This window comes from Streptomyces sp. NBC_01089, from assembly GCF_045162975.1.
Taxonomy (GTDB): Bacteria; Actinomycetota; Actinomycetes; order Streptomycetales; family Streptomycetaceae; genus Streptomyces.
Genome location: NZ_CP108660.1, coordinates 8,062,473 through 8,084,887 on the forward strand (window position 1 = coordinate 8,062,473; position 22,415 = coordinate 8,084,887).

At 69.3% G+C, this 22,415-nt stretch carries 19 protein-coding genes and 2 pseudogenes; 11 read left to right on the top strand and 10 right to left on the bottom strand.

Annotation, left to right across the window (positions count from 1 at the left end; all coding sequences use genetic code 11):
* Positions 1-648, bottom strand: a complete 648-nt coding sequence (locus tag OG510_RS36240) for a GntR family transcriptional regulator (RefSeq protein WP_406142260.1) — start codon at positions 646-648, stop codon at positions 1-3.
* A gap of 86 nt (positions 649-734) precedes the next feature.
* The gene (locus tag OG510_RS36245; RefSeq protein ID WP_406142261.1) at positions 735-3,542 is read right to left on the bottom strand and encodes a glycosyl hydrolase 2 galactose-binding domain-containing protein; all 2,808 of its coding nucleotides are present in this window, start codon (positions 3,540-3,542) and stop codon (positions 735-737) included.
* Between the two features lie 338 nt (positions 3,543-3,880).
* On the opposite strand from OG510_RS36245, the gene OG510_RS36250 reads away from it, so the two are divergent.
* Together OG510_RS36250 and OG510_RS36255 are read left to right on the top strand one after the other, a co-directional pair.
* The gene (locus tag OG510_RS36250) at positions 3,881-4,930 is read left to right on the top strand and encodes a dihydrodipicolinate synthase family protein (protein ID WP_406142262.1); all 1,050 of its coding nucleotides are present in this window, start codon (positions 3,881-3,883) and stop codon (positions 4,928-4,930) included.
* Positions 4,930-5,709: an SDR family oxidoreductase gene (locus OG510_RS36255; RefSeq protein ID WP_406142263.1), complete on the top strand. Its 780-nt coding sequence runs from the start codon at positions 4,930-4,932 to the stop codon at positions 5,707-5,709. The genes OG510_RS36250 and OG510_RS36255 overlap by 1 nt, the downstream gene beginning before the upstream one ends.
* Positions 5,710-6,101: 392 nt before the next feature.
* Here the strand turns inward: OG510_RS36255 and OG510_RS36260 are convergent, their stop codons facing one another.
* Positions 6,102-6,737: a LysE family translocator gene (locus tag OG510_RS36260; protein ID WP_406142264.1), complete on the bottom strand. Its 636-nt coding sequence runs from the start codon at positions 6,735-6,737 to the stop codon at positions 6,102-6,104.
* Positions 6,738-7,404: 667 nt separating this feature from the next.
* Between OG510_RS36260 and OG510_RS36265 the strand changes: the two genes are divergently transcribed.
* Complete coding sequence (locus OG510_RS36265; RefSeq protein ID WP_203599545.1) at positions 7,405-8,049, top strand: TetR/AcrR family transcriptional regulator; 645 nt, start codon at positions 7,405-7,407, stop codon at positions 8,047-8,049.
* A gap of 85 nt (positions 8,050-8,134) precedes the next feature.
* On the opposite strand, the gene OG510_RS36270 is transcribed toward OG510_RS36265, so the two are convergent.
* On the bottom strand, positions 8,135-8,926 hold the full coding sequence (locus OG510_RS36270; RefSeq protein ID WP_203599544.1) for an SDR family oxidoreductase: 792 nt from the start codon (positions 8,924-8,926) through the stop codon (positions 8,135-8,137).
* A gap of 26 nt (positions 8,927-8,952) precedes the next feature.
* The gene (locus tag OG510_RS36275) at positions 8,953-9,408 is read right to left on the bottom strand and encodes a hypothetical protein (protein WP_164263745.1); all 456 of its coding nucleotides are present in this window, start codon (positions 9,406-9,408) and stop codon (positions 8,953-8,955) included.
* A 290-nt stretch (positions 9,409-9,698) separates the two neighbouring features.
* Between OG510_RS36275 and OG510_RS36280 the strand changes: the two are divergent.
* Positions 9,699-9,887: pseudogene (locus tag OG510_RS36280) on the top strand (zinc-binding dehydrogenase); the annotation flags it as partial.
* Between the two features lie 87 nt (positions 9,888-9,974).
* Here OG510_RS36280 and OG510_RS36285 read toward each other — a convergent pair.
* The gene (locus OG510_RS36285; protein WP_406134689.1) at positions 9,975-10,877 is read right to left on the bottom strand and encodes an NADP-dependent oxidoreductase; all 903 of its coding nucleotides are present in this window, start codon (positions 10,875-10,877) and stop codon (positions 9,975-9,977) included.
* 104 nt (positions 10,878-10,981) lie between these two features.
* Positions 10,982-11,602, bottom strand: a complete 621-nt coding sequence (locus tag OG510_RS36290; RefSeq protein ID WP_406134688.1) for a transglycosylase SLT domain-containing protein — start codon at positions 11,600-11,602, stop codon at positions 10,982-10,984.
* Between the two features lie 471 nt (positions 11,603-12,073).
* Between OG510_RS36290 and OG510_RS36295 the strand changes: the two are divergent.
* Positions 12,074-12,378: pseudogene (locus OG510_RS36295) on the top strand (Rid family hydrolase); the annotation flags it as partial.
* 292 nt (positions 12,379-12,670) lie between these two features.
* On the opposite strand, the gene OG510_RS36300 reads toward OG510_RS36295, so the two are convergent.
* Positions 12,671-13,177, bottom strand: coding sequence for a GNAT family N-acetyltransferase (locus OG510_RS36300; protein WP_406134687.1), 507 nt, complete (start codon positions 13,175-13,177; stop codon positions 12,671-12,673).
* 1,106 nt (positions 13,178-14,283) lie between these two features.
* On the opposite strand from OG510_RS36300, the gene OG510_RS36305 reads away from it, so the two are divergent.
* The 6 genes from OG510_RS36305 (at position 14,284) to OG510_RS36330 (ending at position 20,911) form a co-directional block, all read left to right on the top strand.
* Complete coding sequence (locus OG510_RS36305; RefSeq protein WP_406134686.1) at positions 14,284-15,828, top strand: FMN-binding glutamate synthase family protein; 1,545 nt, start codon at positions 14,284-14,286, stop codon at positions 15,826-15,828.
* 158 nt (positions 15,829-15,986) lie between these two features.
* Positions 15,987-16,793 (top strand): alpha/beta hydrolase family protein, encoded by an 807-nt coding sequence (locus tag OG510_RS36310; protein WP_406134685.1) that lies wholly within the window; start codon positions 15,987-15,989, stop codon positions 16,791-16,793.
* Positions 16,794-16,911: 118 nt separating this feature from the next.
* Positions 16,912-17,445: a VOC family protein gene (locus OG510_RS36315; protein ID WP_406134684.1), complete on the top strand. Its 534-nt coding sequence runs from the start codon at positions 16,912-16,914 to the stop codon at positions 17,443-17,445.
* Positions 17,446-17,843: 398 nt separating this feature from the next.
* Complete coding sequence (locus OG510_RS36320) at positions 17,844-19,493, top strand: MFS transporter (protein ID WP_406142267.1); 1,650 nt, start codon at positions 17,844-17,846, stop codon at positions 19,491-19,493.
* 189 nt (positions 19,494-19,682) lie between these two features.
* Positions 19,683-20,180 carry a DUF6314 family protein gene (locus OG510_RS36325; protein WP_406134683.1) on the top strand — a complete coding sequence of 166 codons (498 nt, stop codon included), beginning with the start codon at positions 19,683-19,685 and terminating at the stop codon, positions 20,178-20,180.
* Between the two features lie 191 nt (positions 20,181-20,371).
* Positions 20,372-20,911, top strand: coding sequence for an AAA family ATPase (locus OG510_RS36330; RefSeq protein WP_406134682.1), 540 nt, complete (start codon positions 20,372-20,374; stop codon positions 20,909-20,911).
* Between the two features lie 120 nt (positions 20,912-21,031).
* Here the strand turns inward: OG510_RS36330 and OG510_RS36335 are convergent, their stop codons facing one another.
* Both OG510_RS36335 and OG510_RS36340 read right to left on the bottom strand, forming a co-directional pair.
* Complete coding sequence (locus OG510_RS36335; RefSeq protein WP_406134681.1) at positions 21,032-21,700, bottom strand: hypothetical protein; 669 nt, start codon at positions 21,698-21,700, stop codon at positions 21,032-21,034.
* Between the two features lie 353 nt (positions 21,701-22,053).
* Positions 22,054-22,401, bottom strand: coding sequence for a MerR family transcriptional regulator (locus OG510_RS36340; RefSeq protein WP_406134680.1), 348 nt, complete (start codon positions 22,399-22,401; stop codon positions 22,054-22,056).
* Positions 22,402-22,415: the final 14 nt, after the last annotated feature.

Here is a 22,415-nt window from a genome sequence, read left to right on the forward strand (position 1 = left end):
TCAGGTCTGCCGGTGGGTGTCACCCAGATGCGATCTCAACGCCGTGGCGAACCCCGCGCTGTCGCCCGACAGCAGCAGCTCCAGCAGAGCGGTGTGCTCATCGACCAGCCGGGCCAGGCGCTCGGGCCGTAGCCGCAGCGCGAACACACTCATCCGGCGCTGCCGGTCCGTCAGCGTCCGGTAGAACTTGCTCGACAGCGCGTTGCCCGCCGCGTCCACGACCCCGCGGTGGAACAACTCGTCGGCCTCCGCGAACCCCTCGACATCCGCGTCGCCCGCCCGTTCGTGCTGGACAGCGATCAGGGCGCGCAGCCGTGCCGTGTCCTCGTCCGGCAGACCCTGCTGCGCGATCCGCTCCGCCGCCGCCTGCTCCAACGCCTGGCGCAGTTCCAGTACGTCCCGTGCCTCACCCGGCGAAACCGGCACGACCACCGCGCCGCGCTTGGGGTGCAGCTCCAGCAGATCCTCACCCGCCAGCCGGAGGAACGCCTCGCGTACCGGCGTACGGCTCAGACTCGCCCGCTCCGCGATCTCGCCCTCGCTGATCAGGCTGCCGCCGGGCAGGCGGCCGCTGAGGATGAGTTCCTTCGTGAGCGCGTAGGCGGTATGGGACGCGGAAGGGCGCGCTGGGGTGTCTCGGGTGGCCATGGCTCCACCCTAGCGCACCTGGATGCAAGCATAGATACAAGCTTGTCGCGGGCGGAGCCGCCCAGGGCCCCGCCCGCGACATCCGGCTACCCGCCGAAGGTATTCGTCGGCGGGTGCGTCGACAGCGCCGCCTGGTTGAAGGTCACGGCCACTCCGTGCCCGCGCAGCCGGGAAGCGTGCTGGTCGATCTTCCAGCCGTCGATCCGTACGCCGATGCCCGGATGGTGACGGGTCTGCCCGCTGTCCAGCCGCACCCGGACGGTGCTGGACTCGCCGCCCGCCAGATTCAGATAGTTGTCGCTGAAGGTCGCCGGCAGGACGCGTTCGCCGGTCCTGGTGTCGTACACCTGCAGGTGCAGCATCAGCGCCATGGCCCGGCCGGTGTTCTCGACCTCCACGGTCAGATCGAGGCCGTCCCGACCGTGCCGCGTACGGGCCACGACGGACACGGCGGCCGCGGGCGCGTCGTCCAGGCTCACGAAACCCGCGGCCCGGGCCGGATTCTCGATCCAGTAGAAGCTGCGCACCGGCTCCGCGCCGTGCGCCTCCCTGAACAGGAGCCGGACGAAGGCGACGTCGGACGGTGCGTCCTTCAGCTGAGGGGCGATGCTGCCGACCACGGTGTGGTCGGACGCCGCCGCCCCGCCGACGCGCAGGGAAGTCCCGGCGAACGCCTTCCCGTTCAGGTCGTAGAGCGTGACGGCGACGGTGCCCCGCAGAGCGGTTCGGGTGTGGTTGGCCACCACCACGTCGAGTGTCTCGCTGTTGAGGATCACATTGACCCGGCGGCACGCGTGCTGGACCGCGTAGAACGACGCATGCGCCTCGAGGTCGTGGCTGTACATCTGCCAGACGAAACTGGGCTGCGCGGGGTTGGTCATCCACATGATGACGCCGGTGCGCGGGTACGGCTTGCCCGGCGCGGCACTTGCCATGTTCGCGGCGTGCGCCTCGTAGATCGCCCTGATGCACTCGTAATTCATCAGCTGCGACTTGCGGGCGAAGTCCGGGAGGTTGCGCAGTTCTCCGTAGCGCTCGGCGGTGAGCTCGAGATAGCCCGCGCCGCCGCCGTTGCCCCCGTTGCCGTTGACGTCACGGTCGGCCCAGAAGTCGTCCGGGTGCTCCCACGACGCCTCGGGGAGCATCTTCTTGATGAATTCGAGCGTGGGGATCGAGTACGAGCCGACCTCGTTGTGGAACGGCGGCCAGTGCGTGCCGTCGTTGAGGGAGAAGTGGGTGCCCGGAGTCACCCAGTGGTAGGGCCCGCCCGAGCTGTACCCGTCGATCGGGTCCTTGCCGGTGTCGCCCGCCGAGCTGGTCAGCGCGGCCCTTTTCGGGTCGAGCTCGGCGACCAGCGCGTCCAGTCCGTCGATGAGCGGCTGCGGCGGCGGGCCCTCGTTGCCGCCGCACCACAGCAGCACCGACGGGTGGTTGCGGAACCGCACGATGCAGTCGCGGATGTTGTCCAGGTCGCGGTCGGTGTTGGCAGGCGGCGGGCCTTCGGTCGAGCAGAAGAAGTCCTGCCAGACGAGGATGCCGTACTCGTCGCACGCGTCGAAGAAGTCCTCGGTGCTGCTCTGGCCGTTCCAGTTCCGGATCAGATTGAGGTTGGCGTCGCGGTGCAGCCGCACCTGCTCACGCAGCCGCTCGCGCGGAATGCGCTTGAGCGCCTCGTCCAGGCCCCAGTTGCCGCCCATCACCAGGATCGGCTGGTTGTTGACGGTGATGGCCAGACAGTCGGCCGGGGTGCCGGACGGTGACTGGAGCTGCTTGGTGTACTCGATCCGCCGGACGCCGAAGTCCACCGTCCGCTCGTCGTGGACCTGGCCGCCGGATTCGACGCCGATCGTCAGCCGGTAACGGTAGGAGTCGCCGTAGCCGTTGGGCCACCACAGCTTCGGGCGGTTCAGCCGCAGGGCCCCGATATCCTTCGACGTCACGGTGACCGAGGACGATCCGGCGGGCACGGTGACGGTCCGCTCGAACCCGTGGCCGTCGATGGTCCCCTTCACCACCACGGCACGGGACCGGTCGAAGGCGCTGTCGAGGCCGAGGCCGATCGTGATGTCGGCCGTCCGCAGATCGGCGGAGAGCGTGGGGTCGACGTGGACGTCGGTCAGCCGGACCGGCCCCGTGGTGGACCAGGTGACCGGCTGCCAGATGCCGAGGTCACGGTCGGGGATGGTGGGCAGCCAGTCCCAGCCCGCCGTGCAGAAGAACGTCGGGCCGTTCTCCAGGGTGATCCCGGTCTTGCCGCCGTTGCGCCCGCCGCGGGTCACCCCGCTGGCGTAGCTCGGTGGCGACGGGGGATCCGTGTGGTCCAACTTGCCGACCAGCACGGCGAGATGGGCCGTGCCGTCCGCCTTCGCGACGATGTCGCTGACGTCGAAGACACCGCGTTTGAACGCGCCCTCGATGGTGCCCACTTCGGTGCCGTTGAGCCAGACGGTGGCCAGGTAGTTGACGCCGTCGAAGTGCAGCCAGAACCGCTGGCCCGGGCTCAGCCGCGGTACGGGGAACGCGACCCGGTACCAGTAGCCGGTGTCCTTGAGGGTGTCAGGGACCGTGTCCGTCACGATGTGGCCGTACAGCGGATCGGGGTAGTCGCCATTGGCGATCATGCTGGTGAGCGGGGTCCCCGGCACGACGGCCGGTTTCATCCCGGCGATGTGCCGTGCGCTGGCCACCCCGTCGCCTGACGCGGCCGTGTCGTCGGCGGCCGTGAAGGTCCAGCCGCTGGTGATCTCGCGGTCCTGGATACGAAGGGGGCGGGTGCCCGCGGTGCCGGCCGGTGCCGCGTCGGCGACGTCGGACAGCCCGAGTGCGCCGAGCACTCCGCCTCCGGCGACGGCGATCCCACTGGACAGGAAATGCCTGCGATTCAACTGGGTCACGTCGCTCCCGATCGATGACAACGTTGTCAGTCCGTCGGTTCTATGATCCGCAGGCCGCGGACCCTCTGTCAAGGGGGCGGTCAGGGCCGGGGCAGCTGTCACAACACCTGCCGACCGCCGCCTGGTTGAGGTTCTTCACGCCGAAGTGGCGTCTTCCGGATCGTCCGCCGTATGCAGCACACTCAGGGCATGGGATTGCTGCTCACCGGCCGCATGGCGCCCGCGGCCGTACCGCACCGAGTGGGACCGGTCGACGAGGCCGTACAGCAGGGAGGACGTACTCGTCTTCCAGGAGAAACGCGTGCCCGTCTGACCGGGCCGGTTAAGGAGAGCAACTGATGGTCGGCAATTTGTCCTCCGGCGTCTGGGGAGTGGTCGCGACACCGTTCGTCGGCCCGTCCCTCGAGGTCGACGAGGCCAGCCTGTCCCGGCTGGTGAAGCACTACGAGGGGATCGGCGTCACCGGCCTCACCGTGCTCGGCGTCTTCGGAGAGGCCGCCCGGCTGTCCGCCGGTGAGCGCCGTACGGTCCTGCGGACGGTGGCGGCGGCTGTGCAACTGCCGCTCGTCGTCGGCGTCACCGGACTCGCCACGGCACCGGTGACCGAGGAGGCCCGGCTGGTACGCGAGGAGGTCGGCAACCGCCTCGCCGGGCTCATGGTCCAGGTGAACTCGCCGGATCCGCGCGTCGTCGCCACGCACCTGAACGCGGTGCACGAGGCGACCGGCGCCGGCATCGTCGTCCAGGACTACCCGGAGGCGAGCAAAGTCGCCATCGGTACGGCCGACCTGGTCCGCGCCGTACAGGCGGTTCCCGCTGCGGTCGGCGTGAAGGCCGAGGCGCCGCCGACACCGGCGGCCGTCGCGGTCCTGACCGCCCAGCTCGACGTGCCGGTCTTCGGCGGCCTCGGCGGTCTGGGCCTGCTGGACGAACTGGCGGCCGGGGCGGCCGGCGCGATGACCGGATTCTCCTGCCCGGAGGGGCTGGTGGCCTGCGTCGACGCCTGGCGCGACGGTGGTTACGACGCCGCGCGCGAGGCGTATCTGCCGTATCTGCCGCTGGTCAATTTCGAAGCCCAGGCGCGCATCGGGCTGGCCATCCGGAAGGAGGCGGTCCGCCGCCGGGAGCTGATCGCGGAGTCCGGCGTGCGGCCGCCGGCCGCTGCCATGCCGGAGTCGCTGGTCCCGCAGCTGGCACGGCATCTGGGCCCGGCCCTGGCGGCGGTGCGGCCGGCGGGACAGGGGCAGGCGGTGCAGGGGCCGACAGGGCAGCGGGCAGCGCAGCAGGTGCAGGTGCAGGTGCAGGGGCAGAAGGCAGCGCAACAGCAGGGAGCGCAGAAGACCGTGCAGGAAACCGTGCAGAAGTCCGCGCAGAAAGAGGTGGGTTGATGGATCTCGGAATCAAGGGCCGTACCGCTGTCGTCGCCGCCTCCACCGGCGGCCTCGGCCGCGCGGTGGCCGAGGCGCTCGCGGCCGAGGGAGCCGCTGTCGTCGTCGCCGGACGGCGCGGGGACCTGGCCCAGGAGATCGCCGCCGGGCTGCCCGAGGCCGTGGGTACCCAGGTGGACCTCACGACACCCGACGGACCGCGCGCACTGATCGAGGCAGCCCGTGCGGCCTACGGCGACCCGGACATCCTGGTGCTCAACGGCCCGGGCCCGAAGCCCGGCCGTGCCGTCGACCTCGACGGCGCCGGCACGGACCTCGGTTCGGCCGTCGACTCGCTGCTGCTGGCCCAACAGCGACTCGTGGCACAGGTGCTGCCCGGCATGCGGGAGCGCGGCTGGGGGCGGATCCTCGCCGTCGGCTCCAGCGGTGTCGCCGAGCCGCTGGCCGGCCTGGTGCTGTCCAACGCGGGCCGGGCCGCCCTCGCGGCCTACCTCAAGACCCTGGCCGCCGAGGTCGCCCGCGACGGAGTCACCGTCAACCTGCTGCTGCCCGGCCGGATCGCCACCGACCGGGTCGCCCAGCTCGACGCCGCACGGGCCGAGCGGGAGCAGCGCCAGGTCGAGGATGTCGCTGCCGACTCCAGGGCCGCCATCCCCGCCGGGCGGTACGGGACCCCGGAGGAGTTCGCCGCGGCGGCGGCCTTCCTCTGCAGCGAACCGGCCTCGTACGTCACGGGAACGGCACTGCGGTGCGACGGCGGCCTCGTCCGGGGTCTGTGACGGGCCGGACTCCACGTACGCCCGTGTCGCGGCGGACACGGCGGCGTGTCCGCCGCGACACGGGCAGCTTCACAGGGTTGGTTCTGGCGTTGCGGGTGGATTCTTCATGTGCAACGCCGAGCTGCCGCTGGACGCCTGTGCCGGGGTGACGCCGATGATATGGGCCATTCATGAGTCGCGCCGGCGTCGCAGGACGAGAACGAACGGCCGGAACGTACGGGCGGTCGGCCAACCGGCATCGGCAAGACGATGTACAAGCGCCGTAACGACATCGAGCGAACGGTCAACGCCCTCAAGAACTCACAGTCGCGGTGATCCGGCCCCGGCCCCGGCCCCGGCCCCGGCCCCGGCCCCGGCCCCGGCTCCCGAGCTGGCAGGCTCCGCGCAGAAACTCAAAGTGTCTCGGCAGCCGTGCCAACGCCCAGCGCCACCAGAACACCGGCGGCGGTTCGCTCCAGGGCCGTGTTCACTCGCGGGCGACGCAGCCAGGTCAGCATCCGTGCTGCGAACACCGCCACCAGCGTCAGCCAGAGAGCGGCGATCGCAGCGTCGATGAAGCCCAGGGCCAAGGTGGTGGACAGTGTCGAGTGGCCGTCGGGCAGGAACTGCGGGACCACAGCCACGAAGAAGATGCCCACCTTGGGGTTGAGCAGGCAGCTCAGCAGCCCCTGGCGGAAGGCCCGCCCAGTAGTCGGGATCGGGCCGGTCAGTTCCCCGGGAATGCCCGGTCGGCTCCCAGCACCGCGGCGGTAAGCCCACAGACTCTGGACACCGAGAAAGATCAGATACACGGCACCCGCGAGACGAATCGCAGCGAACGCCACGTCCCACCGCTGCAGAACCGCAGCCAGACCGACGGCCGCGGCCAGCGCCCAGGCGAGCGAGCCTGCTGCCGCACCAAGCGCGGTCGCAATGCCCGAGAAACGGCCGCCTCGCATGCAGTTGCGCAGCACAAGGAGAGTGTCCGGGCCCGGAGTCACCGTCACCAACAGGGCGAAGAGTGAAAAGCTGATGACGGCAGTCGTCACGGCAGGCTCCTGTCCTGGCTATCACAAGCGGAAACGTAGCTGGGCTCCGCTCCGGCAGTGTAGAGCCGCCCAAGATCCGGCACCCGGCCGAGAATCCTGAGTGCCTTGCAGGCTGGTGCCGACGCCACCGCGTCGGATGCGGACGGCGGGCGGCGAACGTCGACTCGACGACCTGCCGGGCCCACCAGTACGTGGCAGGAGCCCGGCACGCCTGCTCCGACCGACCATCCCGAAAGGGGGGGCACGTGTGAACGAAGAGGGGCGTGAGGCCCTGGGACGTTCCCGAGGCGGACTGACCAGCAAGGTCCATCCGCCGGCCGACCACCACCGCATCAGGATCTGGCTCCGTGACCTCATCAAAGAGCCATCAGACACTGCCCAGGCGCGTGGGGTGTGTGCGAAATGGAGCTCCCCCCGCGGCACTATGAGCGACTGCGCTCGACTCCCCTCACAACGCAGGGCAGTTACGGCATGGGCTGCACGCCTTGTCGCAGTGCCCAGCTCCGGGACCTGGTCCTTCTTCGCTGGCATACGTTGCTCTGCGAGTTAACGGCCTACACACGTGCCGGCGAGGCGCGGAGGCGTCGACGTGCGTGCTCAACCGCTTCGGGCTTCGGCCCACCCCACGGCTCTTGGCTTTGAGCGTCAGTAACCTAGAATGACGTTCGTGAGTACCCAGGGGAAACGCCGGATCGACGAGATCGGCAACGAGAGCCGCCGCCGCATTCTCGACTCGGCGGAGAAACTGTTCACCGACCGCGGGTTCGACCGCACCTCATTCGCCGAAATCGCCGAACGTTCGGGCATTAGCCGGGGTTCCATTCCGTGGCATTTCAAGAACAAGCACGGATTGTTCCTTGCCGTGATCGAGCGTGCGATGGAGCGCGCGATGACTCCGGAGCCGCGCACCTCCTCTCCGACGCTTACCGAGCTGGCCGAGGAATTCGCCTCCTGGGTACGAAACGGTGAATCGGCGCTGGTGTTCATGGCAGTGAACGAGGCCATGAACAGTTCCGGCGCCGTCCGGGTTCAGTACCAGGAATTCTTCGCCAGACACCGGCACGGACTCGAACTCTGGCTGCGGGCCCGCCGCCCCGAGACCGCCGATCCCGAGACCGCGTCGAAGCGGGAGCGCACGTTCGCCTTGGCGTTCACCGGAACACTGTTCGGAATTCACCTGCAGGCGCTCGTCGACCGGGCCAGTGTGGATTTCGACGAGGCCATGCGGCTGGTCGCGGCCGAGTTCGACAAGAACCTCCGTAACGTGTGGGACGTACCGGATCGCTCGGAGTCCGGCGATCCGGATCAGTGACCCTCTGCGCCGTCCCCGCCTCCCCCCACCCCTGTGCCGAAGCCCACACCTACGCCCGCATCTACTTCTGCATCTACTTCTGCATCTATGTCGGGAATGATTCGAGAATGGCTTCCATCCTCGCCTTCAGGGCCGGGCGCACGAAGTCATCCGTGTGAATCCACATCGCCTTGGCTTCCATGCCGGCGATCACCATTTCGCCTACGGCGTCGATGCCCGTGCCTTCCTTGAGGTAGCCCTCGGTACTACTGGGGGCCGCTCCACGGCGTAGAACTGATACGCCCTCGTCGACCGAACCGGTGTTGTGAAGAATTCCGGTGTTGACAGGACCGGGGCAGAGCACGCTGACATCGATATCGTATGCGGACAATTCCCGTCGCAGTGACTCGGAAAGCCCCACCACCGCGAATTTGGCCGTCGTGTACAGCACGCTCGAATTGGGGATCAGACCCGCGCCCGACGCGGTGTTCACGACGTGTCCACCCTCGCCGCGTTCGATCATGCGCGGTACGAACGTCTGCAGCCCGTTGACCACCCCGTCGAGGTTGATCCCGAGGGCGACGTCCCACTTCTCGAACGTCCACTTCGCGACCGGAGCGTGCGGAGCGATGCCGGCGTTGTTGAAAAGCAGGTCGACCGGCCCCAGCTTCGCCGCGACTGCGTCCGCGGCCGCGGCGAACGCCGTACGGTCACGGACATCCAGCCGTACCGTCTCGACCTCGGTGACCCGCGACAGCTCCTCACCGGCCCTGTGCAGCATCTCCTCGTCGATGTCGGCCAACGCGAGCCGCACACCGCGCTTGGCCAGCGCGCGTGCGATGCCGAGGCCGATGCCTTGACCGCCACCGGTGATGAAGGCGACGGATTCGTTCCACATCCTCATGGGACTCCCTTTTCTCAATGTCACCGCGTACGACGGAGCGTGGCCACGTACTTGATGCGGCGGCGTATCCGCCGCGGCGCGGCACCGACCAGGTGGAGCACGGCGGACCCGATGGCTGCCGTGATCAAGTAGGACGGGAAGGCGAGCGTCTTGACGTCATCTCCGGGCAGCAGGGCCTGCATGCCGACGGTGACACCGGTGGCGAGCAGCCCGGCAACGAATCCGCGCGCCGCCGCCGACCATCCGTACTTGTGCTCGCGCCCTGCGACGACTGCGCCGAGTACGCCGATGACCTGCATCGTCCCCCAGGCCACCACCGACCACTTCAGCGTGAGGCCCGCGAGGACACCGAAGATGATCGGCGCCACGATCAGGGCGACAGCTTGCCGCCGACGGGAATAGTCGATCAACGACTCATCGCGCGGCGACTCCCGATCCGCGTCCGCCTCCGCCACCTGCACGTGCTCTTCGGACATGCTCTGGATCTCCTCCATGTCACAGGGCTCTCGGCCTACCCGGCCACCTCTATGTCATCAGCATAGACTCTATCGATGACGTAGAGCGAAGAGGGTCGGTTCGGCGGGCGACTGCTGGGTGCGCTCTTGGACCGGGCGCGTGAGATGGAGGATTCGCCTGCGGGTGAGACGTTCCTGAATGCCACGGCCGTCGAGGTTCCGTGGGAGGACGGCGTGCGGATGCCTCTGTCGATCTTGGACGGGAGTCGCGCGACCAGGTCGGGGCCATGGTCGTCACCACTGGCAAGGTCGATGTCGGTGTGCGGTTTTCTGGTGTGGCGGGGAGTGTGGTGGAGGCGTTGGTTGAGGCTGTGTTGCTGGTTTCGCGGGGGGAGCTGCGTATTCCCGTGGAGAAGTCGTACGGGCTCGCGGAGGCTGCGGCGGCACATGCCGACAGCCAGGCCGGTCATACGCGGGGGCGTCGGGTGGTGGTTGTCTGAGTTGTAGTTCACCCCCACCGGTGCGGGGGTGCCGGTGGGTGCGCCGGTGGGGGTGTTTGTGTGTGGGCCTTGCGGGTGGGTGTGGTCCTAGCCGACGAGGAGTACGAGCTTTCCGCGTAGGTGGCCGTGCTCGCCGGCCTGGTGCGCCTCGGCGGCATCGGCGAGCGGGAAGGTATGTGTGGGCGGGGGCTGGAAGCGCCCGGACTGGATCAGTTCGCCGATGGTGTCGAGGGCGTGGAGGGCCCGGCCGCTTTCCCCGGTGCTGAACCTGACGCCGTGTTTGCGGGCTCCGGGGACGTCGGCGAGTGTGATGACGTGCTGGGCGCTGCCGGTGAGTTGGCTGAGCTCGGGCAGAATTCCGTTGCCTGCGATGTCGAGTGCGAGGTCGATGCCGTCGGGTGCGAGTGTGCGGACCCGGTCCGGGAGGCCGGGGCCGTAGGTGAGGGGTTCGGCACCGAGGGTGCGGAGGTATGCGTGGTTGGCGGGGCTGGCTGTTCCCAGCACGCGGGCGCCGCGTACCACGGCGAGTTGTACTGCGGCGCTGCCGACGGTGCCGGAGGCGCCGTTGATGAGGAGTGTGGTGCCGGGTCCGGCGCCGAGCTGGTCGAGTGCGCGGGTGGCCGTTTCGATGGCGGCGGGCAGCGCTGCGGCGGCGGTGAAGTCGAGGGGCGGCGGGATGGGTGCGTAGTGGGAGAGCACTGCGAGTTCGGCCTGGGCGCCTTCTTGGGCGGTGAAGCCGAATACGGGGTCGCCGATGGCGGTGTCGGTGACGCCTTCGCCGAGTTCGTCGACGGTGCCTGCTGCTTCGTGGCCGAGGGTCTGGGGGAGCCCTTGGTCCATGAGGCCCTTGCGCTTTTTCCAGTCGCTGGGGTTGATGCCGGCGGCGCGTACGGCGATGCGGATCTGGCCGGGGCCCGGGTGCGGGTCGGGGAGTTCCGTTGTCTCGAGGACTTCGGGTCCGCCGAACCGGCTGAATCGCACTGCTTTCATCGTTGGCTCCGCTTGTGGCCGGGTGTTGCTGGTGTCAGGTGCTTGTCGGTGGTGAGTGTGTCATGGGGTGGCGGGCGCACGGCACTTGGTGGCGTTGGTGGGGGTTAGTAGGCGGAGTTGACGTTGTCCATGGTGCCGTATTTGTCGGCGGCGTAGTTGGCTGCGGCGACGATGTTGGCGACGGGGTCGGTGAGGCTGTTTTTGGTGCCCTTGACGTGGTAGGTGTCGAAGGTGGGCTGGATGACTTGGAGGAGTCCCTTGGAGGGGATGCCGTTCTGGGCGTTGATGTCCCAGTTGTTCTGGGCGTGGGGGTTGCCGCTGGATTCGCGCATGATGTTGCGGTGGAGGCCTTCGTAGCTGCCGGGGATGTGTTTGGTCTTCATGATGGCGAGTGATTCCTTGATCCAGCCGTCGAGGTTGTTGCTGTATTTGGTGCTTTTGACGATCGCGGTGACGGCGTCGGTGTGCTTGGCGCTGGGGGTCTTCTTCGCCGTGGTCTTCGTGGCTGTGGTTTTCGTGGTGTGGTGTGCGGTTTTTTCGGTGTGGTGGGCCTGTTTGGTGATGGCTGCGGTGGTGATGGCGGCGGCGGAGACGGGGGTGGTGGTGTGTGTGGGTGTGGTGGCGTGGGCGTGGGGGGCGAGGGTGAGGGTGATGGCGGCGGCGCTGGTGGTGGCGAGGGCGGTGATGGTGGTCTTGCGGAGGGTGCGGGGGGTGGTGGCAGTCATGGGGGTGCCTTTCGGGTGGGGTGTGGTGGGGAGGCCGGCTGGGGGTGGGTGACACGGGTGGCTGTGGTGGCCGTGGTGTGTGTCGTGGGGCCGGTGTGTGGGTGGCGGGCGGTGGTGTTCCGTCCGGTCCGGTGTGTGGCTTCCCGGTATGTCCATCACCTTGCGAGAGGGTCCCTGCTGGTGGCAATTATGTGACCTACGACCCCAGATAGTGACAAAACGGACATGGGTGTTGTGGGGCCTGTGCTGGTGGGGGTGGGGGTGGGGTGTGGGTCTACTAGGGGGTGTCCTGTGTGACGGGGGTCCTATGTCCGGGCTCACAGTCCGCTGGTTTCAGCGCCTCTGATTCCTACTTTGTGTCACTGCCCGTGTACGGCGATGGCCCCGGTTCTGTGGTCCTGTTCCCTGTCCGGCGGAGGGGGATGGGGTGGGGGTGGGGTGGGTTGGTGTGGGGGCGGGGGTGTGCCGGGAGCCGGGGCGTGTCCGTTGAATGGTGGCGGCTCGACGGCTGCGGTCGGGGATTGTGCGGGCCGGGCGGCGAAGGCGGTTGAGGGTATGCGGACTGCTCTGGCTGCTTCGGGGTATCGCTCGAGGACGTCATCAGTACGCGGGTTCTTGTTGCGTCGGTTTGCCGGGAGGATTTGGTGGCCGCGTGGCGGGTCGTCCGGGACGCGTTCGCTGATCATGATGTCTCGAGCACGCTGATGGGTGTGACGGTGCTGGGTTACGAGGATCAGCTGGTCGAGATCGAGGCTGTTGCTGCGGTGCTCGATTCCTGGGCTTCTTCACAACGGCACGACACGGCGCGGCAGGATCAAGGGGGCGTGGCACGGCAGGTGCCGGCGGCCGGCCCCCCGGCCCCCGGAGGAACACCCCCCGGGGGTCGGAGGAACACCCCCCGGGGGTCGGAGGAACACCCCCCGGGGGGTCGGAGGAACACCCCTGGGGGTGTTCCTCCGGAGCTTTCCGGGGGTGGGGGTGCCGGGGTGTTTGGGTGCTGGGTGTTGTGGTGGTTGCCCCGCTCTGCGGGGAGGGTGCTGCTGTTGTTGTTGTGTTGATGGTGGGGGATCAGTGTGGGGGTGGGGTGGTTGGGCGGTTCAGGGCGTACACCGTGATGGGGTTGTCCTGGAGTTGGTCTTCTCGGCGGGGGGTGAATCCGAGGCGTTGGGCTACTGATATTGATGCGTTGTTGCCTGGTCGTATGAGGGCGGTGACGTAGTCGTTGTCGAGTGTGCTGAAGCCCCAGTCCAGGCATGCCTGGGCGGCTTCGGTTGCGTATCCGTGTCCCCAGTGGCTGGTTTTGAGGGTCCAGCCCAGTTCGACTTCGTCGAACTGTTCCCAGTACTGCAGGCCGGTGCGGCCGATGAATGTGTGGCTGGGTTTGAGTTCGATGGCGCACAGGCCGTGGCCTCGCTGGTTCCACTGCTGCTCGGTCTTGGTGAGCCGCTCTCGTGCCTGCCGGCGTGAGAAGGTCCCGGTGAAGTGGCTGACCTGTGGGTCGGCGTGGAGTTCGGTGAAAGCGTCGAGGTCGGACAGCCGGAGAGGCCGCAGGAGCAGCCGGTCGGTCTCGATCATGTCTTGAGCCTAGTTTCGCTGTCCCGGGGCTCTGGTGTGGTTCCGGCCGTTCTGCGGGGCGGGCAGCACGTGTGGGAAAGGGCGGGCCGGGCCTGCCCGTTGTCGCCAGCCTCGTGGGGGAGCGGAACACACACCCCCGCTGCGGTGTCCTGCTGCTCGGCGGTGCCCACGGCATTGCGGGCATGACGCTCAGCGGCCACCTCAGCACGTGCAGATTGCGCACTGCCTCCGACGAGCTCGTCGACGCCCTTATCTGCATGGTCACCACCACCAGCACCAGCACCAGCACCACCACCGGAGCCGTCGGAGCGGCATGCACCGGTACCGGCGAAAGCGCACAGCAACGCCCGTGCCCCGCCCCAGCAATGCCCGCGCCCCGCTTGGCAACACCCCTTGCCTCGCCCCAGCAATGCTCGCGCCTCGCTTCGCCTCGGCTGGCTGCGGCCGATGCTGTGTTTGGTGCCGGGGGTCGGGCGCTTTTCTTCGGGTGTCTGGTGTTGGGGGGTGTCGGCTGGCTGTCTTGCCGGTACGTGTATGTGTACGTGAACGGTGTTCGGCGGTCACGCAGTTGCCACGCTCTGTTATCGCCGGTAGTTCTCCGGCAGTGTTTGGGTGCCCGCCGCCGGCCCCCCGCCGCCGCCCCCCGCTGTCGGAACCCGCCCGTTGCGGGGCCACCCGCCGTCGGACCCACCGGCTGCGTGGCCCCTCGCCGCGTGGCCGCTTGCCGCGTGGCCGCTTGCCGCGTGGCCGCTTGCCGCGTGGCCGCTTGCCGCGTGGCCGCTTGCCGCGTGGCCGCTTGCCGCGGGTGTGCTGCGGCTGGGTCACTTGCTGTGGGGCCGCTCGCCTTCGACCGGGCGGGTCGCTGCTGGGCTGGCCGCCGCGGGGGCGGGCTGCTGCTTGGGCTGCGTTCTGTGTTGTGTTGTGGGTGGTCTGTTCTGTCTGGCGACCCTGGTCACATGGGTTTTCGTGTGGGCTTCTAATATTTGAATTCTGTGTTCTTCGACGGGGCGCTGATGCCTGTTTGGTCGTGCTCGGCGTCTCATGCCTGACATGGCGGCGTCCACCGTACGGGGGATGGAGCCGAGTACCCGAGGAGAGGAACGTTCATGCGCGCCCGGAGTATCGCAGCGGCCACCGCAGCAGCAGTAGCGGTGGTGGCGGCCCGTGACCTCGTTCAGAAGAAGCACGCGTTGCTGCGGAACTTTCCGGTGATCGGGCATGCCCGTTACCTGCTGGAGACGATCGGGCCGGAGCTGCGGCAGTACATCGTGACCTCCAATGATGAGGAGCGGCCGTTCAGCCGGGATCAGCGGACCTGGATCTATGCGTCGGCGAAGGAGGAGAACAACTACTTCGGGTTCGGGACCGATAATGACGTCGAGCACATGCAGGGGCACGCTTACCTCAAGCAGCGGACGTTCGCCGGTGAGCTGCCCGATGTGCATGATCCGCAGGCTCCGTTGCCCTCGGCGAAGGTGCTGGGCGGGCCGCGGGGGCGTGCCGGGGCGTTCCGGCCGGCGAGTGTGGTGAATATTTCCGCGATGAGTTTCGGGTCGCTCTCCGGTGCGGCGGTCACCGCGCTCAACAAGGGTGCGGCGCTGGCGGGCACGCTGCAGAACACGGGGGAGGGCGGGCTCTCGCCGTATCACCGCAACGGTGGTGACCTCATTCTGCAGATCGGTACGGCGTACTTCGGCTGCCGTAACGAGGACGGCACTTTCAGTATCGACAAGCTCAAGGATGTCGTTGCCGGTGCTCCGGTCAAGGCGATAGAGATCAAGCTTTCCCAGGGTGCCAAGCCGGGGCTCGGCGGGATGCTGCCGGGTGCGAAGGTGACTCCGGAGATCGCTGAGATCCGTGGTATCCCGCTGGGCAAGGACTGTGCTTCTCCGTCGCGGCACACCGCGTTCAGTGACGTGGACTCGATGCTCGACTTCGTCGAGCTGATCGCCGCGGAGACCGGTCTGCCGGTCGGGGTCAAGAGCGCGGTGGGCGAGATGGGTTTCTGGCAGGAGCTGGCCACGCTGATGGCGCGGGGGGACCGCGGTGTCGACTTCGTGACCATCGACGGTGGTGAGGGCGGTACCGGGGCGGCGCCGCTGACCTTCACCGACTCGGTGTCGCTGCCGTTCCGGATGGGTTTCTCCCGGGTGTACGGCACGTTCGCCGAGCTGGGGCTGACCGACGATCTGACGTTCATCGCGTCCGGCAAGCTCGGTCTGCCCGAGAACGCCGCGGTCGCGTTCGCTCTGGGCGCCGACATGATCAACGTGGCGCGTGAGGCGATGCTCTCGATCGGCTGTATCCAGTCGCAGAAGTGCCACACCGACAAGTGCCCCACCGGTATCGCCACCCAGAACCCGCGGCTGGCCCGGGGTATCGACCCGGTCTCCAAGTCCACCCGGGCGGCTGTCTACCTGCGGACCCTGCGCAGGGAGCTGATGAAGATCTCAGCGGCCGTGGGTGTCGCCCACCCGGCGCTCATCACGGCTTCCGACATCGAGATCATGAACGGCGACTACGACGCCCGTACGCTGCTCAGCGTCTACGGCTACAAGAAGGGCTGGGGCGAGCTCGGCCCGCGCCTCACCGAGGAGATCACCGCCCTGCTCACCACGAAACCGGCCTCCGGGCAGGAACCGGTCGTCTGAACCCGCCGGCAGCGGCCAGCACCGCGCCCACACGCTCACATGCTCACGCGTTCACCGTTCTTATGCTGCGTGGACGGGTGTGGTGCGGGTCCGGTGGCAGCGCCCCCGCCCCCCTCTTTTTTTGTCCTGCGAACAGTCCTTGCCTAGGTGATCACAGCATGAGTGAAAAAGTGAGATTCCGGAGCACTGTCGGCCCTGAACTGGCCGGAGTGATCGACCTTCCCGAGGGCGAGACGCGGGGCTGGGGACTGTTCGTGCACGGGTTCACCCTCGGCAAGGACTCGCCGGCCGCCTCGCGTGTCAGCAAGCAGCTGGCACGCGAAGGGATCGGGATGCTGCGCTACGACAACCTCGGGATCGCCGACTCCGACGGTGACTGGGGGGACGGTTCCTTCACCATCAAGGTTCAGGACACGATCCGCGCGGTGACGCTGATGGCGGAGCGGGGGACTCCGGTGGATCTGCTGGTGGGGCACTCGTGGGGAGGCGCCGCCGTGCTGGCCGCGGCGGCCGGGGCCACTGGTGTCCGGGCGCTCGCCACGATCGGGGCGCCCATCGATCCCAGTCACGTCGAGCGGCAGTACGACGCGGTCATGGACCGTGTCCTGAGCGAAGGGGCGCACGAGTGGTTCGTCGGCGGGCGGACCCTGGTCCTCAAGCGGGCCTTCGTCGAAGACGTCCATCAGGCTCATCTGCGCGACCGGATAAGCGAGTTGAACCTGCCGCTCCTCGTCCTGCACTCGCCCACCGACTCCACTGTCGGTATCGACAACGCGGGGGAGATCTTCCGCGAGGCACGCCACCCGCGCAGTTTCGTCGCGCTCGAGGGAGCGGACCATCTCCTGACCGCCCGGGGCCAGGCCCAGCGCGCCGCCCACATCATCAGCGCCTGGGCCGACCAGTACATCCACGGGACCCGGCCCGCAGGAACACTCCCGCCGGCCAGGGAGAGCTCACACAGCTAAGCCCTGGGCATCCTGCCCCTGCTCCTGTTCGCCCCCGGCGGGTCGCCTCGCCCTCGCCCTCCCCGGCTCTGTCTCTGGTTCCGGTTCCGGTCGGGCAGGATCCGGAAGCCGTGGCCCGGTGGTGTCCAGGGAGCTGGTGTCGGTCGCCGGTCCTAGCCTCGTTCCCGGGCTGACCGGCACCCGGCTGACCAGTCCCCGGCTGAAGGATTCGGCCGGCCAGTACGAGCGTCCGGAGAGCAGCGCCATGGCATCGATCCCGCAGAAGATCACCACTTTTCTCATGTTCGAGGGCAGGGCGGAGGAAGCGCTGACTTTCTACATGTCGCTGTTCGAGGACGCGGAGATCGTCGACATCTCCCGCTACGGCGCCGACGGCCCCGGCGAGGCGGGCACGGTCCAGCGCGCTACGTTCTCGCTCGCCGGACAGCGGTTCATGTGCGTTGACAGTTACGTCAAGCACGGCTTCGGGTTCACCCCGGCGGTGTCGCTGTTCGTCGAGTGCGGCACAGAGGCTGAGCTCGACCGCCTCTACGGTGCCCTCGCCGAGCAGGGCACGGAGCTCATGCCGCTGGGCTCGTACGGCTTCAGTGCCAAGTTCGGCTGGGTGAACGACCGCTTCGGTGTCTCCTGGCAGCTGAACCTGCCCGAGTGACAGCGGTGCGGGTTCGGTTCGTATCCCGCAGCGGAAGACCGTGAACGGCCGCCGGCGCCGTGTACGGGGGCTCGCCCCCCCGGGGCCGCTGTGGCCGGAGCCGTCCGCCTGTACCTCGGGCTGTGAGCGCCACACCAGTGTGTCCGCCCGTGGCGGTGCGTGCGTGGCGATCTTGCGCCAGGCTGGGGCCGAACCGTTCCGCCGGCGGCGCCTGCCCCACCCCCCTTCGGCGGTACAGCCAACGCCACTGGAGGTGACGGGTGGACCAGGGCCCTGCGAACCACGGCCCCGACCCCGACGGCCCCGACCGCGACCGCGACGGCACGAACCGCGACGGTACGGCACACGACGGCCCGGACTTCGACGGCCCGGACCGCGACGGCCAGGACTTCGACGGCATGGACCGCGATGGCCCGGACTTCGACGGCCCGGCTGGCGGTGACACGGCTCGTGGCCGGGGTTTTCCCGCCGGTGCCGTGTCCGAGGCGGCGGGCCGGGCCGGTTCCGGGCGGGCTGGTTCCGGGCGGGCGGGGAGTCTGCGGCTGGCTTCCCCGGCCGGGCGTGGTGTGCTGGCCTGCGCGGTCCTCGGCTCGGGCATGACCATGCTGGACGCCACCGTGGTCAACGTCGCGCTGCCACGCATCGGAGCCGACTTCGACGTCCCGCTCTCGGCGCTCCAGTGGACCATCACCGCGTACATGCTCCCGCTCGCCGGGCTGATCCTGCTCGGCGGCAGCCTCGGAGACCGCTACGGGCGGCGCCGGATCTTCATGACCGGGGTGGCCTGGTTCGCGGTGGCGTCCGTGCTGTGCGGGCTCGCACCCAACGACGGCGCGCTGATCGCCGCCCGCGCCCTGCAGGGAACCGGCGGAGCACTGCTCACCCCCGGCTCACTGGCCCTGGTGCAGGGCACCTTCCGCAAGCAGGACCGTGCCAAGGCGGTCGGACTGTGGTCGGGGCTGGGCGGCGTGGCCACCTCCGTCGGCCCTTTCCTGGGCGGCTGGCTGGTGGACGGGCCGGGCTGGCGCTGGATCTTCTACATCAACGCCCCGCTGGCCCTGGCCGTGCTGCTCCTCGCGGTGCGCTGGGTGCCCGAGAGCCGCGACTGGCTGGCGGCCGGGCGGTTCGACGCGGCGGGCGCCGCTCTGGCCGCTCTCGGCCTGGCCGGCATCACCTACGCGCTGATCGACGCGACCGGCGGTTTCGGGCCGGCGGTGATCGTGGCACTGCCGGCCGGGCTGCTGTTCACCGCGCTCTTCCTGCGGCGGGAGGCCAGGACCGGGCATCCCATGCTGCCCCTGGGAATGTTCCGGGTGAAGCTGTTCACCTCGGTCAACCTGGTCACCCTGTGCCTCTACGCGGCGATCGGCGGGGTGTTCTTCCTGCTGCCCACCCAGTTGCAGAACGGTCTGGGATACGAGGCACTGGCCGCCGGGGTGGCCTCGCTGCCCATCACCGTCCTGATGATGCTGCTGTCCGGGCCGGCCGGCGCCCTGGCCCAGCGGACCGGCCCGCGCCCGCTGCTCACCCTGGGACCGCTGGTCGCCGGGGCGGGCCTGGCCCTGCTGCACCGGGTGCATCCCGGCAGCTCGTACGGGGCGGACGTCCTGCCCGCCGTGCTGGTCCTCGGGCTGGGCATGAGTATGTTCGTCGCACCGCTGACCGCGACCGTCCTGGCGTCCGTCGACGTACGGCGGGCCGGAATCGCCAGCGGCGTCAACAACGCCGCCGCCCGGGTCGCCCAGTTGCTCGCGGTGGCCGCGCTGCCGCTCGCGGTCGGCCTGTCCGGCAGCGGATACCGCACCGTCTCCACCGTCGACCGCGCCTTCGGCCAGGCGGTGCTGGTCTGCGCCGGGCTCATGGTGCTGGGCGCCGCGCTCGCGTGGTTCACGGTGCCGGCCGACGTACTGCGCCCCGACGAGGACACCCCGCACGCCCGCCCCCAATGCACCGTGCACGGCGCACCCGCGCTCCCGCCGCTGGAGCCCGGCGCCCGCCGCGACCCCGGCCCCCCGCCCTCCCAGGGCCCCGGCACCGCACCCGCCTAGGCTGCCGCCCGCCAACAACCACAGCAACGCCCACGGCAACGCCCTGGCCGATGGGACTGGTGGGACCGGCGGGTTCGTCGGGCCCGGTCCAGGGCCCGGTCCGGGGCGGGGCGGTGGCGGGGCCTAGCATCACGACGCGGGACGGACCGGCAGGGCAGTGTGACGGTGGGACAAGGGGAGGGCGGGGCGGTGGGTGTGACACGGCAGGACACCACGGCAGGCGGCGAGGGCACTGTCCCGCCCGGCGGGCGGCTGCATCCGGTGGCGGACACTCTGGGCTACCTCGCCGGGCGGTGGCGGGTCGAGCGGACCGTGTACGACCTGTCCCAGGACCGGAACGGCACGTTCAGCGGCACGGCCTGCTTCACCCGCCGGGAACAGCCCGCCACCGGGCTGCTCCATGCCGAGCGCGGCGAGTTCACCTGGGGCGGGGTGACCCGGCCCGCTTCCCGTGAGCATCTCTTCGAGCCGGCGGGCGACGGGGCGGCCTTCGTACGGTTCGCCGACGGCCGCCCCTTCCACCTGCTGGACCTGCGCGGCGGACACTGTCTGGCCGACCACCCGTGCGCCGAGGACGTCTACCGCGGCGAGTTCAGTGTGCTCACCGCGGACCGCTGGCGGGTGGTGTGGACGGTACGGGGCCCGGCCAAGGACCTGCGGCTGGTGAGTGTGCACCACCGGATCTGAGACCCGCGGTGCGGTGAGTGTGCACCACCGGATCTGAGACCCGCGGTGCGGTGAGTGTGCACCACCGGATCTGATCCCGCGGTGCGGTGAGTGTGTACCACCGGATGTGAGTTCCGCGGCGGCCAAGGAGCAGCCCGCGCCGCGCAGGACAGGGCGTCCGGGGGCCGTGCACCTCGGCGTACGATGCCGGGATGTGCACGGACAGCCCTCTGGGCGCTTCGGCCCTGCTGATCAACGGCACTGTCGGGGTGGGTAAAACCACCGTTGCCGGCGCGGTGGGTGATCTGCTCGCCGGGGCCGGGACCCCGCACGCGGTCCTCGACCTCGACTGGCTGAGCCAGTCGTGGCCCGCTCCTGCTGGTGACCGGTTCAACTTCACCATGCTGCTGCGGAATCTGCGGAGCGTCGCCGGTAACTACCTCGCCGCTGGAGCGACCCGTCTCGTACTCGCCGGCGTGGTCGAGCGGCAGGAGGAGCGGCGGCAGCTGGCCGCTGCGGTGGGTGTCGGTCTCACGGTGTGTCTGCTGCGGGCCGAACCGGCCGTCGTCCACCGGCGTCTGACCCGCCGCCATGACGGGGAGCCCGGAGCACTGCGGTGGCATCTGGAGCGGTCCGGTGAACTGGACACCATCCTCGGCAGGGCCGCGGTCGAGGACTTCACCACCGACACCACCACAGGCTCCGTCCCCGCCATTGCCGCATCGGTGATCGGGGCAGCCGGCTGGCAGTGACCACCCCGGGGGCAATCCCGCTGTGCGGCACGAACAGCCTCCCCCCACACCAGCCGTTTCCACGGCATGGGTCACGCCGTCCGCGCCCCGGACCCTCACCGGGAGGCGGGGGAGGGGTTCTCAGGCGGCGGTTGCCGCGCCGCTGTCCGCGGTCTCCGTGCCGGCCGGCTTGGTCTGGTAGTAGACCGAACGGCCCTGCTTGGAACGCTCGATGACCCCACGGGCAACGCCCTGCTCCAGAGCATTGCGTACGACGGTCACCTGCACACCCCGCTCGGGGTGTGCCTGGGCCACCGCGGCGGCGACTTCGGTGGACGACTTGGGCTCACTGTGCCCGGCGAGGCAGGAACTCACCAGCTCGAGCCATGTGGGCCCGCCCGCACCCTGTGCGGGGGCAGCCTTCTTCGCGGGAGCCTTCGCGCGGCGTACGGGCTCGGCCCCGGCCTTCGGCGAGCGCCCCGCCTTCGGGGTCTTCGCACCGGCATTCTTCGCGCCGGTGTTCCTCGCGCCGGTGTTCTTGGCGGTCGCGGTCTTGTTCCTGGGGCTGCGTGCCGCGGGCACCTTGGCCGGCTTCCTGCCGGGCTTGGCTGCCGGCCCGGCAGAGGTGCCGAGGATGTCCTGCATCTTCACGAGGACCTGTCCGCTCTCCTCGAGCTGGACCAACTCCTCCTGCAGGCGCACCAGTTCGGCGCGGACCCGGTCTTGCTCACTCTGGTTGGCCGCGAGGTCATCGGCGACCTTCTGTGCGTACTCGGCCTGCACACCGGATGCGGCGTTGACTGTGGACATGAGGCCCTCATCTTTTAGCTGTGTGGTGGACGGGTGTGCTGGGGATGCTACTCACTTCCGCGAGGGTGATTCCCCAGTGGTACTGCTCGAACGCAGGCACCCCCGCGCAGGCTGCACACACGTCCAGGGCCCGCCCGCAGTGCCACGGCACCCCGGGCGGGCCCTGCGATTGACACTTCGGCCGCCTGCGGGACAGCTGACCGGGCCCCCGCCCTGGCACCAACCCGCCCCCGTACGAACGGTGTTGGACGACAGAAACTGCCGGTGCCGGTGCCGGTGCCGGTGCCGGTGCTTCACCGCGCCGGTGCTGTGACGGGTGTTCCTTCCGGTGCACGCGTGTCCCGGTGCTGTGCTCAGCTGTAGTAGGCGATCTTCTCGTCGAGGACCTCCATGGCCCGGCCCAGTGCCGCCACCCGCTCCTGCAGGGCGGCACGGCGCTCACGGAGGAAGACGACCCGGTCCTGCGGCGGGTGCTCGGCGCGCAGGATGGCGATGAACCCCCGCAGGTCCGCGATCCCCAGACCGGCCTCGCGGAAGCATGTGACCAGACCGATCCAGAAGACGTCGCTCTCGGTGTACTGCCTGCGCCCGCCGCCCGAGCGCCGGATCGGGCCGATGAGCCCTTCCCGCTCGTAGTACCGCAGCGTGTCGATGGAGACGCCGGTACGGTCGGCGGCCGCTGCCGGGGAAAGGGTGGTCATCGGGCTCCTCCGTG